Here is a 16,635-nt window from a genome sequence, read left to right on the forward strand (position 1 = left end):
CACGCCCTCGAGCGCTGCGTAGTAAAGCGCCCCCGGCCCATCCAACGCCGAAACATTGGCAAACCCGGCCCGCAAGTCGAGGTCGACGAATGGCGAGCGCTCGCCGTTTAGATAGGGCAGGAACACCGCCCCGCCCGGCGCCGCGTCGGCCTCCGCCGCCGCCTGCTCCGCCTCCGGCAGCGACAGCCCCAGCGCGTCCCGCGCCCATTGCGCCGCGGCCCCAGCCGAAAGGATCGGCGCGATCTCGATCAGCCCCGCATGCAGCGGATGCGCCAGCCGGTAATACGGCCGCGGCGTGCGATCGGTCACCGCCGTCACCCCCGCCACCCAGCCGCTGGTGCCGAGATAGACGCTCACCTCGTCCGGCCGCTCGGCCCCACTGCCGATTGTCGTCGCCGCACCATCGCCGCACCCGTTGATCACCGGAATGCCGGCCGGCAAGCCGAGAGCCGCAGCAGCGTCCGCCGTCAAAACCCCCACCACCGTATCGGCAGGGCGGATGGGCGGCAGCAGCCCCGCATCGAGGTTGAGCAGATCCACCAGCGCCGCCGACCACTCCCGCGTCCCGATATCCATGAGCCCGGTCGTGCTGGCGCAGCTAGGGTCGGTCGTCGCGATCCCGGTAAGCTTCAGCGTCAAGTGGTCCTTCGAGCCCGGCAGCACCCAGTCGGCGCCGTTCGGCCCGAGCGCCAGCAGCTTGAACGCCGTCATTAGCGGCTCGGGGGCGTTGCCGAGGATGGCTGTCGCGCCGGCCGCCTCGAGCCGCGCCGCCACCGCCTCCAGCGCCCCTGCCCCCACCGGATCGGAATACATCACCGCCTCGCGCGCCGCCGTGCCGGCAGCATCGACCGCGATCAGGTTCTCCATCGTCCCGGTGAGCGAAATCGCCGCGACGCCCGGGAGCTCCAGCTGCCCGGCGCCCGCGATCGCCGCCTGCCACCAATCCTCCGGCGCCCGCCGATGCGGCCCGGCCGCCGCCGGATAAGCCACATCCACCGACTGCAGCACCGCCCCATCATCGCCGAACACCGTCGCCTTCAGCGCCGAACTGCCGCAATCGAAAACGAGGACCTTCATTTCGCGCGTCCCACCCGCCGCACCAGCACCGCGACGAGGATGATCACGCCGGTGAGGATGCGCTGCACGAACGGCTCGACCCCGACTATGGTCATGCCGTTGACCATCACCCCGGTGATCGCCACGCCCAGCAGCGTCCCCGCCACCGTCGGCGCGCCGGTCGGCGAGGCGGTGGTGCCGATGAACACCGCGGCATAGGCCGGCAGCAGCAGCGGCTCGCCCATCGTATGCTGCACGCTCCCCAGCCGCGAGGCCAGCAGCAGCCCGGCCAGCGCCGCGAGCCCGCCGGCAATGGCGAACGTAGCGATCACGTCGCGGACGATCGGCAGCCCCGCCAGCCGCGCCGCCTGTGCATTGCCGCCGATCGCCTTGAGCCGCCGCCCGAACTCGGTCTGCGTCAAAACGAACGCCGCAACACCGAGCACCCCGACGATCCAGAACCCCAGCACCGGAATGCCGAGAATTTCGCCCCGCCCCAGCGCCTTGAAGGCTTCGGGTACCGACTGGAAGAGACTCTGCCCGCCGCTCAGCCCGAACGCGAAGCCCGAGAGAATCGTCCCCAGCGCCAGCGTCGCGACGAACGACGGAATACCGAACCGCGCCACCAGCACCCCGTTGGCCGCCCCGCCGACGATGCCGACCAGCAGCGCCGCCGGCACCGCCAGCCACACGTCATAGCCCTGCCCGAACAGCACGAAGCAGATCACCGCCGCCAGCGACGCCGAGAAGCCGACCGACAGGTCGAACTCCGAGATCGTCATCACCAGCGTCGCCGCTGTCGCAACGATCGCCAGCGTCGCCATCTGTTGGACGAGATTGAACACATTGCCCGGCGAGGCAAACGCCGTAGGCGCGGCAATCGAAAAGCCGATGCACAGCAGCACGAACGCGATCAGCGTGCCGAAACGATTAAGATTGGTGCGGGTCACGCCGCCCCCCGAGACTGCGCAGCCGCTGACAACGCCTCGGCGCTCGCCTCCGCGCGTGAGAAAATCCTGACGATGCCACCCTGCCGGAACACCGCGATGCGGTCACCCAGTTCCAGCGCCTCGTCACGATCCGAGGTCGAGACCAGCACCGCATTGCCGTCCGCGGCGATCGCCCGGATGATGTCCTTGATGGTCGATTTCGCCATCACGTCGACACCCTCGGTGGGCTCGTCGAGCAGCATCACCCGCGAGTGCCGGTTGGCCCAGCGCGAAAAGATCAGCTTCTGCTGGTTGCCGCCCGAGAGTGTCCGCGCCAGCTGTTTCGGATCGCGATAGCTGAGCGACACGCGCTCCGCCGCCACCAGGAACTCCGCCCGCTCCGCCGTCCTGTCCGGCACCGGCAGCCCGCGCATCCGGCGATAGGTCGAGAGCAGCGGCAGCGTCTTGTTGAAGATCAGGTCCTCGACGAGGAAAAGCCCGCTGCGATGCCGGTCCGCCGGCACGCACGACACGCCCCGCGCAATCGCGTCGCGCGGGCTCTTCGGCCGATAGACTTCGCCGGTGAGCCGCATCGACCCCGCCCACGGGATCGCGCCCCAGATTGCGTTGAGGAGGCTCGAGCGCCCCGAGCCGGCGAGCCCGTAAAGCGCCATTACCTCGCCCGCATGCACCGCGAGTTGCGCCGGCCGCGTCAGGTCGCCACCCGTGACGCCGTCGATCTCGATGATCAGCGGTGCACTGGTATCGGTCGCCCTCGTCGAACGTTCCGACGCACTCCCGCCCATCGCCGCGATCATCGCCTCGGGCTTCACCTCGCCTGCGCCGAAGCGCGCCACGATCCGCCCGTCGCGGAGCACCACGGCGCTCGAACAGAACTCCGCGATCTCCTCCAGCCGGTGGCTGACGAGGATGATCGAGGTCCCCCGCTCGCGCGTCCGCCGCAGCACTTCGTAGAACCGCTCCGCATCCTCCGCCGGCAGCGCCGCCGTCGGTTCGTCGAGGATCAGCAGCCGCCCCTTGTCGGCAATGGCGCGCAAGAGCCGCACGAACTGCCGCTCGGCCTGCGGCAGGAACATCACCGGCACGTCGAGATCGAGTTCAGGCGCAATATCCGCCGCCACCTCGGCAATCGCCGCCCGCATCGCCTTGCGATCGATCCGTCCGAACCGCCGCGGATACTCCCGTCCCAGATAGCAGTTCTCGAGCGTATCGAACCCCGGCACCAGCGGCGCATCCTGGTGGATCACCCGGATGCCCGCCGCATAGGCATCATGCGCCGAAGCAAAATGCACCGCCCGGCCGTCGATGCGGATCTCCCCCGCATCCGGCCGGTCGGCGCCGGCGATGATCTTGATCAGCGTCGACTTGCCGGCGCCGTTCGGTCCCACCAGCCCGAGCACCTCGCCCTCGGAAAGGGCGAGGTTCACGTCCTCGAGCGCATGGGTCGCGCCGAACCGCCGGCTGATCCCCGTCAGGTCCAGCAAGGTCAGTTACAGGTGACGCCGAGGCTCTCGCGGGTGATCAGTTCCACGGGCGCGTAGAGTTCGTCCTTTTCCGGCTTGCCGCCGGCGAGGATCAGGTTGAGCTGGTCGGCGGCGATCTTGGCCATCTCGCCAAAGCCCTGGCGCACCGTGCCGACATAGGGCGTGCAGCCCTTGATCAGTTCGATTGCCTGCGGGTTGCCGTCGATGCCGGCAATGATGATGCCCTTGCGGCCCGCCGCCTCGATGGCAAGCTGCGCGCCGATCCCCGGCTCGTCCCACGCCGCCCAGACCGCATTGATCGCGCCGTCGCCCGGATTGGCGAGCAGCATCGCATCCATCGCAGCGCGGCTGTCGTCGACCTGGCCTGGCACCGCCACATAGTGGTCGGCGACCTGCTTGACGTCCGGCGTCGCCTTCAGCGCGTCGTCGAGCGCGACTTCACGCTGGTGAACACCGGGGTGCGCCGAATAGAAGAAGCGCACGATATTGCCCTTGTTGCCGATCTGGTCGAACAGGAACTTGGTCATCGTTTGCCCCAGCGCATAATTGTCCGAGGTGACGTTGAGGACGCTCGAGGCGTTCTTCGCGCCGTCGATGGTGATCACCGGCACGCCCGCCGCCTTGGCCTTGTCGACCTGGTCCTGGATCTGCGCCGGATCGACCGAGACGAGGACGATGGCGTTGGCGCCGCTGGTTGTCGCGTCCTCGACGCGGCTGGCGAACGCCGCCATGTCGCCGGCCGTATCCACCACGTCGACGGTCCACTGGTACTCCGCCGCCTTGGCCTTGAACGCCTCGATCATCTCGCCCGTCGCGATCGCCGCGAGGAACGGGGTGATCACCGACACCTTCTCGCCCGCGGCAAGCGCCGCCGGGGAAACGCCGAGCGAAAGGATGGACGCGAGCCCGAGGGCTGCGATGAGTTTGTGCATGGGATTTTCCTCCAAGAATTCCGCGCGACATTATCGGCGCCGCAGCAGCCCGCAAAGCCCTCCCGACGGAGAATCCGTCCGCCCCATGCCCGCCGGCTCGTCCGGCCCGGCGCGAGCCTGCCGGACTGCCGTCGGGCGCTGGGCCTATTCGACGCAGGGCCGGGTCGCGCCGATGCGCTATCCTGCTGCTCCAACCCCATCTCGCGGAGACGCCGAGTGGCCCCTCCAGATGCATCGTTCCATATAGCGGAACGTAAATCGCGGACCAGACATCATTTTTCTCGCCGTTTTCGGCCTGAAACGTGAAGCTACTTGCAAGACGCCCGTATCCTATGCAGACTATTCGCATGCAAAAAGAGTTTGCATTCCACATTATGGGACGACGAGGCGGTGCAGGGCGCGATGCACGGCCGACAGAGCAGGGGCATCATGTGGGGGCACCGCGCCGCACAGAAATCTTCAGGGACAATCGGAAGGGACGATTCAACATGCAGTCTAAGATGAAGCCGGTCCGCAGCCGGCTCGGCGCCATCGCCGCGGCAGCGCTCATGCTGGCCGCGTTTGGCAGCGCCGAGGTCATGGCCGCCTCGCCGCGGGCCGCCGAGAACAAGGTGGTGCTGATCGCCCGCCAGGATCCGGGCACACTCGACTACGTGACCAGCAACCTGACGGCGCTGCGCCTGTGGATCCCGGCCAACGTGGTCGAGCCGCTGGTCTATTTCAACAAGGACGGCTCGGTCGCTCCGGGCGTCGCGGAATCCTGGACCATCAGCGACGACAAGCTGACCTATGAGTTCAAGATCCGGAAGACCAACTTCTCCGACGGCACTCCGGTGACCGCCGACGACGTGGTCTTCTCGCTCAACGCCATGAAGAACTCCCCGGTGGTCAACAACTCGTCGGCCTACAACGCCGTGAGCTCGATCGAGAAGGTCGATGACTCGACCGTCAAGGTGGTGCTGTCGCGTCCGAGCCAGAACTTCTGGCGCGGCATGGGTTCGGTCTCCGGCCTGATCCAGCCAGAGCACGCTGCCGCCACCATCGCGACCAACCCGATGGGCACCGGCCCCTATGTGCTGAAGTCCTACACCACCAACTCGAGCTTCGAGTTCGAAGCCAACCCGAACTACTGGGGCACCAAGCCCTCGATCACCTCGGCGACCGTCCGCATCGTCACCGACGGCACCGCCGGCCTCAACGCCATGGAAGCCGGTGAAGTCGACTCGGTCCCGGTGATCACCATCGACCTGTGGGAACAGCTGACCAAGCGCGAGCTCGACAAGAAGTTCACCCTCGTCACCTACCCGCAGATCGGCGAGCCGACCTACGCCGTGCTCAACCAGAAGCTGGACCCCGAGCTGCGCCAGACCCTGGCCAAGACCCTCGACCGTCAGTCCTACAACGACGCGTTCGGCGCCGCCTGGGGTGCCGAGAACACGTGCACCTTCGCCCTGCCGAACCAGCCCTGGTACGCGCCCGAAAGCGCCGACACCTGCCCGTACCCGTTCGACTACGAGGGTGCGATGAAGACCGTGGCCGAGAAGGGCTATGGCTCGACGCCGCTCGAATACGCTTCGCTGAGCGACGTCCCCGACCTGTCGCTGCCGGCCGATATCATGGTGCCGGCCATGCAGGGCGCCGGGTTCAACATCACCCGCAACGCCATCGACCTCGCCCGCTACAGCCAGCTGATCTTCCAGGGCCGTCCGCCGCAGTTCGACATCACCGTGATGTCCGGCGACGCCGAGCCGACCCAGTTCGCCTGCCCCGATCCGAGCAAGGCCGGCTGGAGCACCTATTGCAGCGCCGAATATACCAAGGCGCTGGGCGACGCTGACGCCGCCACCTCCGACGAAGAATACCTGACCCAGATGAAGAAGGCGGCCGACATCCTCCGGAAGGACGCTGTCATCGTTCCGCTGATCGCCAAGAAGGGCGTCGGCCTGTTCGACGCCTCGCTCCAGGGCTTCGTCGAGCCGCGTGTCGGCGTTGCGATCGAGATCGCGCCGCTGCACTGGTAAGTGTAGCCTTCAACCAAGCGAGCCGCCGGCGACCGGCCGGCGGCTCGCTCTAAACTTTCGCTCCGGCCAAGGACAGGCAAGAATGGCGATTTATGCGCTGCGCAAACTGGCATTCTTTCTCGGCGCAGTCTTCGTCGCCTCGCTCGCCATCTTCCTGCTGATCCGCGGCGCCGGCGGCAACGTCGCCGCCATCGTCCTCGGCAAGGACGCCACTGCCGACGCCATCAACGCGCTCGCCCATACCTACGGCCTCGACCGGCCGCTGCCGGTCCAGTATTTCGACTGGATCGTCAACATGCTGCACGGCGATCTCGGGCAGTCCTTCCGCACCAAGGAAAGCGTCGCCGATCTCGTCACCGCGCGCCTCTCCGTCTCCATTCCGCTCGCGCTGTCCGGCCTCATCCTCGGCCTCATCATCGCCATCCCGGTCGGCACCTACGCCGCGCGCAACGTCGGAAAACCCTCCGGCGCTGTGCTGGCGCTGATCAGCCAGATCGGCATCGCCGTGCCGGTGTTCTGGGCGGGCATCCTGCTTTCCGTGCTGTTCGGCGTGAAGCTCGGCTGGCTCCCCACCGGCGGCTGGATCGACTGGGACGAGAGCCCCGTCGGCGCCATCCGCTCGCTGGTCCTGCCGGTGCTGTCGCTTGGCCTGATCATGGCCGCGGTGCTGATCCGCTACGTGCGCTCGGCCGTGCTCGACGTCATGAACCAGGACTATGTACGCACCGCGCGCGCCGTCGGCATGACCCGCACCCAGGCGCTGCTGCAGGTCGGCTTGCGCAACGCCGCGCTGCCCATCGTCACAATCGTCGGCCTGCAGATCGCCGAGCTCATCGGCGGCACCGTCATCATCGAGATGGTGTTCTCGCTGCCGGGACTGAGCCGCATGATCCTCGCCAATGTCGCGGCGCGCGAAGTCATCGTCGTGCAGTCGACCGTCATGCTGATCATCGTCTTCGTCATCTTCGTCAACTTCGTCGTCGACCTGCTCTACGGCGTGCTCGACCCCCGCATCCGGAACGCAGCGTGAGGACCCGGCCATGACCGATATCGCCGCCACCGCTCCCATCGCCCCGAAGAAACGCCGCCGCCTGTCGCTCAACGCGACGTTGGTGGTCGGCATCGTGCTGACCATCGGCTTCCTTGTCGTCGCGCTGGTCTCGTTCTTCTGGCTGCCCTCGAACCCCAATATCCCGGTCATCAAGAACCGCATGCTGCCGCCCTTCCTGCCCGACCACTGGCTCGGCACCGACGGGCTCGGCCGCGATATCGTCGCGCAGCTGATGGTCGGGGCGCGCACCTCGATCCTCGTCGGCGCCGGCGGCGCCACCGTCAGCCTGATCCTCGGCACCATCACCGGACTGATCGCAGCCGCCTACGGCAAGCTCGCCGACGAGACCATCTCGCGCGGCGCCGATATCATGCTGTCGATCCCGGGCATGGTGACCGCGCTGGTGCTCGCCGCCACCATGGGCTCGGGCGCGCTCACCACCATCTTCGCGCTCACCGCCTTCTTCACCCCCTCCTTCACCCGCGTCATCCGCTCGGCCGCGATGAGCGTGCTGCAGGAGGATTTCATCACCTCCGCCAAGCTCTATGGCCGCGGCAAGCTGTTCATCCTCGCGCGCCACGTCATCCCCAATATCGCCGGTGTAATGATCGTCCAGTTCACCCTCTATTTCGCCGCCGGCATCCTCACCGAGGCGGGCCTCTCCTATCTCGGCGTCGGCGTCACCCGGCCCTCGATCTCGTGGGGCATGATGCTCAACGAGGCGCAGCAGACCGTCGGCATCTCCTCGCCGCTCGCCATCTGGCCGGGCCTCGCCATCGTCCTCGTCGTGCTCGGCCTCAACCTCCTCGGGGACGGCCTCCGCGACGTGCTCGATCCCAAGCTCAAGCGGAGGAGCTGATGCAAACCAACTCCGCTCGCCCCGCGATCGAAGTCCGCGACCTCGTCGTCGGCAATGGCGACGTCACCGCCGTGCGTGGCGTCTCCTTCACCATCCCGCAAGGCGGCCGCATGGGCCTCGTCGGCGAATCCGGCTCGGGCAAGTCGATGACCGCGCTGGCGCTGATGGGCCTCCTGCCGATGGGCTGGAGCACTAGGGGCAGCATCCTCCATGACGGCGTCGACCTCGTCACCCAGTCCGACCGGGCGCTGTCGAGCCGCCGCGGCCGCACCCTCTCCATGGTGTTCCAGGACCCGCTGTCATCGCTCAATCCGGTCCGCCGCGTCGGCGACCAGATTAGCTCGGTGATCCGCCGCCACACCGGCGCCGACAAGAGGACCGCCGAAGCGCAGACCGTCGAGCTGATGAAGCAGATGAACCTGCCGCGCGCCGAGCAGCTGGTCCGCGCCTACCCGCACGAGATCTCCGGCGGCCAGCGCCAGCGCATCATGATCGCCATGGCGCTCGCCTGCTACCCGCAGCTGATCATTGCCGACGAGCCCACCACCGCGCTCGACGTCACCGTGCAGAAGCAGGTGCTGCGCCTGCTCAACGGCGCCGTCCGCGACCGCGGCTCGGCGCTGCTGATGATCACTCACGACCTGCCGATCATCGCCGCCATGTGCGACACCGTCGCCGTGATGTATGCCGGCCGCATCGTCGAGATCGGGCCGGTGCAGGAAGTCTTCCGCAACCCGCGCCACCACTACACGCGCGGCCTGCTCGACAGCCAGCCGACCATGGACAACATCGCCCTCGACGGTTCGTCGCGGCTGGTCTCGATCCCCGGCATGGTGCCGCCGCTCCACGCCCTCCCCACCGGCTGCGCCTTCAATCCGCGCTGCCCCGCCGCCACCGACAAGTGCCGCGAGCAGATGCCGGAGCTCGGCGCCGAAGCCCTGCGCGCCGCCTGCTGGCATCCGCTCGCCAAGGTTGGCGAGGTGGCCGCCCAATGAGCACCGTGACCCCCTTCCCCGCCGAAGTCCGCCCGCTGCTGGAAGTGCGCCAGCTGAGCCAGGTATACCACCTGAACCGCCAGAACCTGTTCGGCCCACGCCCCACCCTCAAGGTGCTCGACACCATCGATTTCGCGGTCCGCCCCGGCGAAGCCGTCGGCCTCGTCGGCGAGAGCGGCTCGGGCAAGACCACCCTCACCCGCATGCTCACCGGCGTCGAGAAACCGCGCGAGGGCCAGGTGCTCTATGACGGCGTCGACGTCTGGTTGGGCGGCGAGGCGCACCGAAAACTGTTTCGCCGCTCGGTGCAGGTGGTGCTGCAGAACCCGCGCTCCTCGCTCGACCCGCGCATGCGCGTCGGCACCTCGCTCCTCGAGCCGCTCCGCAGCCTCAGGATCGAGGGCGACCATGCGGCCCGTGTGCTCGAAGTGCTCGATCAGGTCGGGCTCGACAAGAATGCACTGGAACGCTTCCCACACGAGTTCTCCGGCGGCCAGTTGCAGCGCATCGCCATCGCCCGCGCCCTGATGCCCGGCCCCAAGGTGCTGATCGCCGACGAGCCGGTCTCCGCGCTCGACGTGTCGATCCAGGCGCAGGTGCTGAACCTGCTGAAGGATTTGGTAAAGAATCTCGGCCTCGGCCTCGTCTTCATCGCCCATGACCTGTCGGTGGTCGCCTACACCACCAGCCGCGTTTCGGTGATGTCGGCCGGCAAGATTGTCGAGGTCGGCAAGCCGCTCGACCTGTTCAACCGGCCGCAGGCCGACGCGACGAAGGCATTGGTCGGCGCCATCCTCAGCGTCGAGAGCGGCCTCGCCGGGAACGCACTGGCATGAGCGCCCCGTGCGTCGCCATCACCGGCTCAACCACCGGCATCGGCTATGGCATCGCCGAGGCCTTTGCCCATGCCGGCGCTCGCCTCGCCATCAACTCGCATGTCGCCGATGACGGCGCACTCGCCCGCCTGTCGGCCCTCACCGAGTGCCATTTCATCGAGGCCGACATCTCGACCGTCGCGGGCGCTCAGGGCTTCGTCACCGCTGCACGTGAAAAGCTCGGACGCCTCGACACCCTCGTCAACAATGCCGGCACCTTCCGCGACACCGCCTTCGACGACCTGACCGAGGAAGTGTTCGAGCGCACCTTCAACCTCAACGTCAAAGGCTACCTATTCGCCGCACAGGCCTTCGTCAGGCAGCTCGCGCCTGACCAGGACAATCCCTGCATCATCTGCGTCGGCTCGACCAATTCGCTCGCCGCCGAAAAGAACAGCGTCGTCTACGACACGTCGAAGGGCGCCGTGCTGATGCTGATCCGTTCGCTCGCCGTGACGCTCGCCGCCCGCGGCATCCGCGTCAACGGCCTCGGCCCGGGCATCATCGAAACCCCGCTGACCCAGGCCGGCCTCGCCAGGCCCGGCGTCCGCCCGACGCTCGAACGCCAGATCCCCCTCGGCCGCGTCGGCCTGCCGGCCGATATCGGCGGCGCCGCAGTCTTCCTCGCCTCCCCTGCCGCCCGCTACATCACCGGCCAGATGCTCTATGTCGACGGCGGCATCCTTGCCAACCAGACGTCGTGGGAGCCGTCGTGAGTTCCTCCCCCTCGTCCGGCGCTGCGCGCCACCTTCTCCCCGTCGAGGGGAGGACTTCCGCACCACCGGCGATCACCTCTTTTCCTCTCCCGGTCGGGCAGAGGGTGGATCTCGCGCAGCGCGAGACGGGCGAGGAGTCCTTCAGCCGCACATTGCCCCACCGAGAACACCAATGAAATCCCGCTGGACCAACGTCACCATCGTCACCCCCACCGCCCAGCTCGCCAGCGACCTCCTGGTTGAAGGCGACCGCATCGCCGGCGTGTTCCCGGCCAATTCCGAGATCGGCGACAACTGGGAGCGGATCGACGGCAATGGCGCCGTCCTGTTCCCCGGCATGATCGACCTGCTCCAGCACGGCTACGGTGAGCACCTCTACAACGACACCGAGCAGGGTGCGGTCGCCGCCAACTCCGAGTTCCAGCTGCGCAACGGCGTCACCGGCTTCCTCCCCTCGATCTCCTGCCTGCCGCCGGCGCTGATGGAGCCCACGCTGCGGCGCCTCGCCGCCCAGACCACCGAAGCGCGCGGCGCCCGCGCCCTCGGCGTCCACAGCGAAGGCCCGGTCTTCGGCTCACCCGGTGCGCACAATCCCGAAAACCTCCAGCTCCCCAGCGTCGAGCTCGCCGAGCGCATGCTCGCCGCCACCGACGGCAGGCTGAAAGCGGTCACCCTCGCCCCCGAAAAGCCCGGCGCCGAGGGCTTCATCAAGACCCTCAAGGCCGCCGGCGTCTCGATCCATCTCGGCCACAGCCAGGCCCGTCCGGAGGACATACCGCGTTATGTCAGCTGGGGCATCGACGCGGTCACCCACATGTACAACGTCATGCCGACCTATCCCCCCGGCAACATGGGCGTCCACGTCGTCTCGCTGACCGACGCGCTGATCGCCGAGCCGAGCCTGGCGCTCGGCCTCATCTGCGACGGCATCCACGTCGAGCCGCAGCTGGTGAAGCTCCTCGCGCAACTGCCGCCCGACCGCGTGTTCCTCGAGACCGATGCGATGAAATTCGCCGGCACCCGGGGCGCGACCTTCGAGTTCTACCCCGGCTACGTCGTCACCAGCGCCCCCGGCAAGGCCGTGCGCGAGCAGAAGGGCGGCGGCCTCTGCGGCTCCTCGCTCACCCCCGACGAAGCGCTCCGCAATTATCTCGCATTCACCGGCAAGGGTCTGGTCCATGCCGCCAACGCCACCAGCCTCACCCCGGCTAAGGTGCTCGGCATGGAACGCGACATCGGCGGCCTCGAGCGCGGCAAGCTCGCCGACTTCGCCGTGCTCGATCCCACGACCCTCGCCGTCACCGCCACCTATGTCGGCGGCCGGGAACTCTGGAGGCAGGTTGCATGAGCGAAACACTCCGCTACGACGAAACCGGCGAGGTCCACCTCGATTTCCACGGCGCCGCCAACACCACCATCGATTTCATCATCGCGCGTTATGGCGTCGCCGCAATGGACGAGATTTTCCGCAAGGTCGGCAAGGACGTCTACCGCTCGATCCACGACGACCTGGTCGCCGGCGACACCGGTCAGCTGGTCCGCCACTGGCGGCATTTCTTCGCTCGCGAGGATTGCGACTACGACATCGAGGTGGGCGCCGACGAGATCGTCCTCACCGTCCGAAGCTGCACCGCCTGGCACCATGTCGCCAAGCTGGTCGGCAACCCCTCGCCGCATTTCTGCGACCAGACCATCCGCACCAACGAGGCGCTGGCCGAAGGCTCGCCCTACGCCATCGACACCCAGATCACCGGCCCCGGCGCCTGCCGGCAGGTGCTGAGGAGGCGCGCATGATCCCCTCCGACCACTTCACCCGCTTCTACAACGAGGTCTTCAAGTTCCTCGAGTCGCAGGGGGAGGCCGAACTCGAAGCCTATTTCCTCGCCATTTCGAAGAACCAGGAAAAACACATCCTCGAGCTCATCGAGACCAGGGGCCTCGAGGGCATGGACGAGTACTGGTCGCACATCAAGATCGAAGAAAACTGCGACATGGACATCGACCGCAACGAGGATCGCCTCGAACTGCGGATGAATGTCTGCCCCAGCCTCAGCAAGGTCATGGACAACGACGCCGAACCCATGGGCCGCTACTGCGACCACTGCGCCGGCTGGATCGGTCCGATCATGGACAAGACCGGCTATCACCTGGTCTACGACGTGATCGACCGCAAGAAGCCGCAATGCGTGATGCGCGTCTTCAAGGACGCAGCCAAGGCCCGCGAGGCCGAAAAGGAAGTGAAACTGCTGATGGGCTGGCCCGGGCACAAGGTGGGCTAACACCCTGCTGCGGCCGGTGCGAGCGGACCCCCACCCCTGTCCCCTCCCCCGAAGAATGGGGAGGGAGACCCATGCTGGGAAATCGAGGCTAGCGTCTCCCTCCCCCTGTTGAGGGGGAGGGGACCGGGGCGGGGGTCGGCTCGTACCATATCTCAGGCGAAGCCACCCAACCCAACCCCCCGCGCCGCCGCCTCAAGTTGCTCCAGCGTCGCCGCATCGACCGGCAGCCCGTCGCGCAGCCGCGCCTCCCGCGTCTCAAGCTCCGGCATCCCCGGCAGCTTGACGTTGCCTTCCGACTGCACCCAGCCCAGCACCGCCTCGAGCTCCTCGGCAAACGGCCCGGCCGTCCCGAGCCGCTCGGGCGAGACGATCACGGAGAACATCGAGTTGATCACCGCCTCGGCCTCCGCATTGTGCTGCGTCTTCGCACCCACCAATGCCGCGCCCAGCAATTCGCAGGCCAGCATCAGCCCGGAGCCCTTGTGCGCGCCGAATGTCGTAAGCGACCCCGGCTGTGTCTCGAACAGCTTTGCCGGATCGGTGGTTGGCTGCCCCTTGTTGTCGAGCAGCGCTCCCGGCGGCAGCGCGACGCCCTTGTTGTTGGCCACCCGCACCTTGCCCGCCGCCAGCGTCGAAGTGGCGAAATCCACCACCACCGGCGGCCCGTCCGCCCGCGGGAACGCCGCCGCGAACGGGTTGGTCCCGAGCCGCGACTTGGTGCCGCCGAACGGCGCGACGATCGGCCCGGCGACCACGTTGACGAAGTGGATCGACACCATCCCCGCCGCCGCGCACTGCTCGGCCCAGTGCCCGATGCGGCCGATGTGATGGCTGTTGCGCAGGCTGACGATGGCGCTGCCCTCGGCGCCGGCGCGCTCGATGCCCAGTGCCATCGCGTCATGCGCCATCACCTGCCCGGCGCCCTGCCCCGCATCGCAGATCAGCATGGCGCCGGTATCGAGCGCCACCTTGAGGCTCTGGTTCAGCACCATGCCGCCGGAGCGGACGCCCTTGAGGTACATCGGCACCACGCCCACGCCGTGCGAATCGTGGCCACGCAGGTTCGCCTCGACCAGGTGCTCGGCAATCAGCTGCGCTTCCCGCGGCGCCGATCCCGCGGCGCGGAAAACGCTGGTCGTGCTGGCCTGCAGCTGCTCCCACCCGATGAGGTGCATCTTCGTCTCGGTCATATGCTTGGTTCCTGGTCAGGCTGTTTCGCGGTAGGCGGCTGTCTCGCGCGGTGGCTCAGGCCGCGGCAGCGCCGAGGTGCGTCGAGATCCGCTTCGCCGCCACCTTCAGCGCGTCGGCAGCGACAATCGTCAGCTCCGGCTTCATGCGCCGCTCGGGCGCCGAAAGACTCATCGCCGCCACCGGATAGCCGGTGCCGTCGAGGATCGGCACGCCGATGCACATCACTCCGTCCTCGTTCTCGCCCACCTCTATGGCATAGCCGCGCCGGCGCACGTCGTCCACCTGCCGGCGGAGCTTGTCCGCATCGGTCAGCGTCTTGATGGTTATCTGCGGCAGGGCGCGCTCGCGCATCACCAGCGCATCGGCTTCCGGCAGGAACGCCATCATGGCCTTGCCCAGCGAGGTCGAGTGCGCGGGGTGGCGCCGGCCGATCCGGGCCTGCGCCTTGACCGCCCGGACCACCGGCTCGAGCATGTCGATATAGACCACCTCGCTCTGCGACAGCACCGCGAGGTTCACCGTCTCGTGGAACGTGTCGACCAGACGCTGCATCTCGGGCTGCGCGATGTCGCGCAGGCCCTGCAGCCCCTGGTCGACCCGCGCCAGGTCCCGGAACCGGCGCCCCACACCATAGCGGTCGCGCTTCAAATCGTGCTCGATGAACTGCGCCGCCGACAGCGTCTGCAGGTACCGGAACACCGTGGTCTTGGGCAGCTTCAACTCGTGCACGGTCTCGGTCAGCGAGACGTCGTGCCCCTGCCGCGCCACGTAGTCGAGCACCTGCAGCGCCTTCATCACCGGCTGCACGATATAGTCGTCGCCGCCTGCCTTGCTCATCGCCTCGCCTCGTTGTCGCTCAGAAGAACGTCTTCAGCGCCCTGGTCACCCGGTAGTCCTCGTCGACCAGCACCAGCATCTGCCACTTGTCGAAGGTCGTGCACGGATGCCCGATGCCGAACGCCACCATGTCGCCCGCCTCGAGCGGGCTGTCGGCCGGCGTCTCGAGGTGGCAGTGCTGGTCGTTCAGCGCCGACACCCGGTGACCCTCGGGCATAGTCTCCGGCCGCTGCATCGCGCCCGGCCGGAACCAGCGCAGCGGCACCGGCATGCCGGCATCGAAACTGACATCGCGCTTGCCCATGGTCAGCATGGTGCGCCCGCCCTCGGGCCGCGACTGTACATGGGCCCACACCTCGAGCGCCGCCTCGAGCCGCCCTTCGGGCAGCTTCAGCGAGGTGTCGCTGATGATCCGCTCGAACGCCGCCGCATACGAGATCGAGTCATGCGTCAGGTAGCACCCCGAGCGCAGCACCTTCACCACCGGGCGGTTGAAGGTCACCCGGCTGAACCGCTTGCCCACCCGATCGAAGAACGCCGAGCCACCGGCGCTCAGCACTACCGGCTGATCGGCCGGGAACAAATCCTCGCCCAGCGCCGTCTCGGTCAGCGCCGCGACATCGTCGATCAGCCCGTCCGCCGCTTCGGGCGTCGGCAGCAGTCCCTCGAAGCACTCGAACCCGCCCAGCACCAGCCCCGGCGTCTCCGTCACGGCGCGCGCCACCTCCATCGCCTGCTCGCGCGTCCGTGCCCCGGTGCGACCACCCAGAAATCCGATCTCGACCAGCACCCGCAGCGGATTGCCGGCCGGCGGCGAATTGCGCTTCGCGCCCTCGGCCAATAGCGCCAGGCCCGGCAGTCCATCGGCCAAGCAGTAGAGCTCAAACCCCTCCTGCCGCAGCGCCCGGAAGCACGCATCGATCGCCTGCTCGCCCACCGGCTGGTTGGCGATCAGCACCCGCTTCACCCCGAACCGCACGCACACCCCGAGCTGCTGCACGGTGGCGACGGTGACCGCCCAGGCGCCGTCGGCGACCTGCAGGTCGAACAGCTGCGGCGACATCGTCGTCTTGCCATGCGGCGCGATCACCAGGTCGTTGGCCGCGGTGAAGGCGCTCATCCAGGCGCTGTTGGCGCGCACCACGTCCTCGCGGATCACCGCCAGCGGCAGCGGCAGGTCGCCCGCCAGGACGTTCCAGCCCTGCACACCGACGTCGCCGACCGTCAGCGGCGGCGCATCGAACGGCAGCCCCTTGGTCGAGGGATCGAGCCCCTGCCGGTCGAGTGCGGCGAGGTCGAGACGTGGTATCAGAGTCATGTGGTAGTCATCCGCTCCTGGGCGCCGCGTCCGTCCCACATCATGGAACGATAGTCGGCCTCTCTGCGTGA

The 16,635-nt window shown here is 67.8% G+C and carries 16 protein-coding genes; 9 read left to right on the forward strand and 7 right to left on the reverse strand.

Annotation, left to right across the window (positions count from 1 at the left end):
* The 4 genes from JWQ89_RS04275 to JWQ89_RS04290 all read right to left on the reverse strand — a co-directional run.
* On the reverse strand, nucleotides 1–1,077 hold a 1,077-nt coding region (locus tag JWQ89_RS04275), incomplete at its 3' end, for an FGGY-family carbohydrate kinase (RefSeq protein ID WP_299638711.1).
* The gene (locus JWQ89_RS04280) at nucleotides 1,074–2,006 is read right to left on the reverse strand and encodes an ABC transporter permease (protein WP_299638713.1); all 933 of its coding nucleotides are present in this window, start codon (nucleotides 2,004–2,006) and stop codon (nucleotides 1,074–1,076) included. The genes JWQ89_RS04280 and JWQ89_RS04275, both read right to left, overlap by 4 nt.
* Nucleotides 2,003–3,490: a sugar ABC transporter ATP-binding protein gene (locus JWQ89_RS04285; RefSeq protein ID WP_299638714.1), complete on the reverse strand. Its 1,488-nt coding sequence runs from the start codon at nucleotides 3,488–3,490 to the stop codon at nucleotides 2,003–2,005. The genes JWQ89_RS04280 and JWQ89_RS04285 overlap by 4 nt, the downstream gene beginning before the upstream one ends.
* A 2-nt stretch (nucleotides 3,491–3,492) precedes the next feature.
* The gene (locus JWQ89_RS04290) at nucleotides 3,493–4,422 is read right to left on the reverse strand and encodes a substrate-binding domain-containing protein (RefSeq protein ID WP_299638716.1); all 930 of its coding nucleotides are present in this window, start codon (nucleotides 4,420–4,422) and stop codon (nucleotides 3,493–3,495) included.
* Between the two features lie 488 nt (nucleotides 4,423–4,910).
* On the opposite strand from JWQ89_RS04290, the gene JWQ89_RS04295 reads away from it, so the two are divergent.
* From JWQ89_RS04295 to JWQ89_RS04335, 9 genes are all read left to right on the forward strand, one after another.
* Nucleotides 4,911–6,443, forward strand: coding sequence for an ABC transporter substrate-binding protein (locus tag JWQ89_RS04295; RefSeq protein ID WP_299638718.1), 1,533 nt, complete (start codon nucleotides 4,911–4,913; stop codon nucleotides 6,441–6,443).
* Nucleotides 6,444–6,525: 82 nt separating this feature from the next.
* Nucleotides 6,526–7,473: an ABC transporter permease gene (locus JWQ89_RS04300; RefSeq protein WP_299638719.1), complete on the forward strand. Its 948-nt coding sequence runs from the start codon at nucleotides 6,526–6,528 to the stop codon at nucleotides 7,471–7,473.
* A 10-nt stretch (nucleotides 7,474–7,483) separates the two neighbouring features.
* Entirely contained in the window at nucleotides 7,484–8,353 is an 870-nt protein-coding gene (locus JWQ89_RS04305; RefSeq protein ID WP_299638721.1) for an ABC transporter permease, read from the forward strand.
* Nucleotides 8,353–9,348, forward strand: a complete 996-nt coding sequence (locus JWQ89_RS04310) for an ABC transporter ATP-binding protein (protein WP_299638723.1) — start codon at nucleotides 8,353–8,355, stop codon at nucleotides 9,346–9,348. Before JWQ89_RS04305 ends, JWQ89_RS04310 begins: the two co-directional genes overlap by 1 nt.
* Nucleotides 9,345–10,184, forward strand: a complete 840-nt coding sequence (locus JWQ89_RS04315; RefSeq protein ID WP_299638725.1) for a dipeptide/oligopeptide/nickel ABC transporter ATP-binding protein — start codon at nucleotides 9,345–9,347, stop codon at nucleotides 10,182–10,184. Before JWQ89_RS04310 ends, JWQ89_RS04315 begins: the two co-directional genes overlap by 4 nt.
* Nucleotides 10,181–10,939, forward strand: a complete 759-nt coding sequence (locus JWQ89_RS04320) for an SDR family oxidoreductase (RefSeq protein WP_299638726.1) — start codon at nucleotides 10,181–10,183, stop codon at nucleotides 10,937–10,939. Before JWQ89_RS04315 ends, JWQ89_RS04320 begins: the two co-directional genes overlap by 4 nt.
* A 172-nt stretch (nucleotides 10,940–11,111) precedes the next feature.
* Complete coding sequence (locus tag JWQ89_RS04325) at nucleotides 11,112–12,287, forward strand: amidohydrolase family protein (RefSeq protein WP_299638727.1); 1,176 nt, start codon at nucleotides 11,112–11,114, stop codon at nucleotides 12,285–12,287.
* The gene (locus JWQ89_RS04330; protein ID WP_299638728.1) at nucleotides 12,284–12,733 is read left to right on the forward strand and encodes a hypothetical protein; all 450 of its coding nucleotides are present in this window, start codon (nucleotides 12,284–12,286) and stop codon (nucleotides 12,731–12,733) included. The genes JWQ89_RS04325 and JWQ89_RS04330 overlap by 4 nt, the downstream gene beginning before the upstream one ends.
* Nucleotides 12,730–13,218: a hypothetical protein gene (locus JWQ89_RS04335; RefSeq protein ID WP_299638730.1), complete on the forward strand. Its 489-nt coding sequence runs from the start codon at nucleotides 12,730–12,732 to the stop codon at nucleotides 13,216–13,218. Before JWQ89_RS04330 ends, JWQ89_RS04335 begins: the two co-directional genes overlap by 4 nt.
* 152 nt (nucleotides 13,219–13,370) lie before the next feature.
* On the opposite strand, the gene JWQ89_RS04340 is transcribed toward JWQ89_RS04335, so the two are convergent.
* Genes JWQ89_RS04340 through JWQ89_RS04350 form a run of 3 tightly spaced genes read right to left on the reverse strand, consistent with a single transcriptional unit; the run spans nucleotide 13,371 to nucleotide 16,564 of the window.
* Nucleotides 13,371–14,408, reverse strand: coding sequence for a malate/lactate/ureidoglycolate dehydrogenase (locus JWQ89_RS04340; RefSeq protein WP_299638732.1), 1,038 nt, complete (start codon nucleotides 14,406–14,408; stop codon nucleotides 13,371–13,373).
* 55 nt (nucleotides 14,409–14,463) lie between these two features.
* A complete protein-coding gene (locus JWQ89_RS04345) occupies nucleotides 14,464–15,246 on the reverse strand; it encodes an IclR family transcriptional regulator (RefSeq protein ID WP_299638734.1) in 783 nt (260 codons plus the stop codon).
* A gap of 19 nt (nucleotides 15,247–15,265) precedes the next feature.
* Nucleotides 15,266–16,564, reverse strand: a complete 1,299-nt coding sequence (locus JWQ89_RS04350) for an amino acid aldolase (protein ID WP_299638736.1) — start codon at nucleotides 16,562–16,564, stop codon at nucleotides 15,266–15,268.
* Between the last annotated feature and the right edge of the window lie 71 nt (nucleotides 16,565–16,635).

Source organism: Devosia sp., assembly GCF_028290645.1.
Taxonomy (GTDB): Bacteria; Pseudomonadota; Alphaproteobacteria; order Rhizobiales; family Devosiaceae; genus Devosia_A.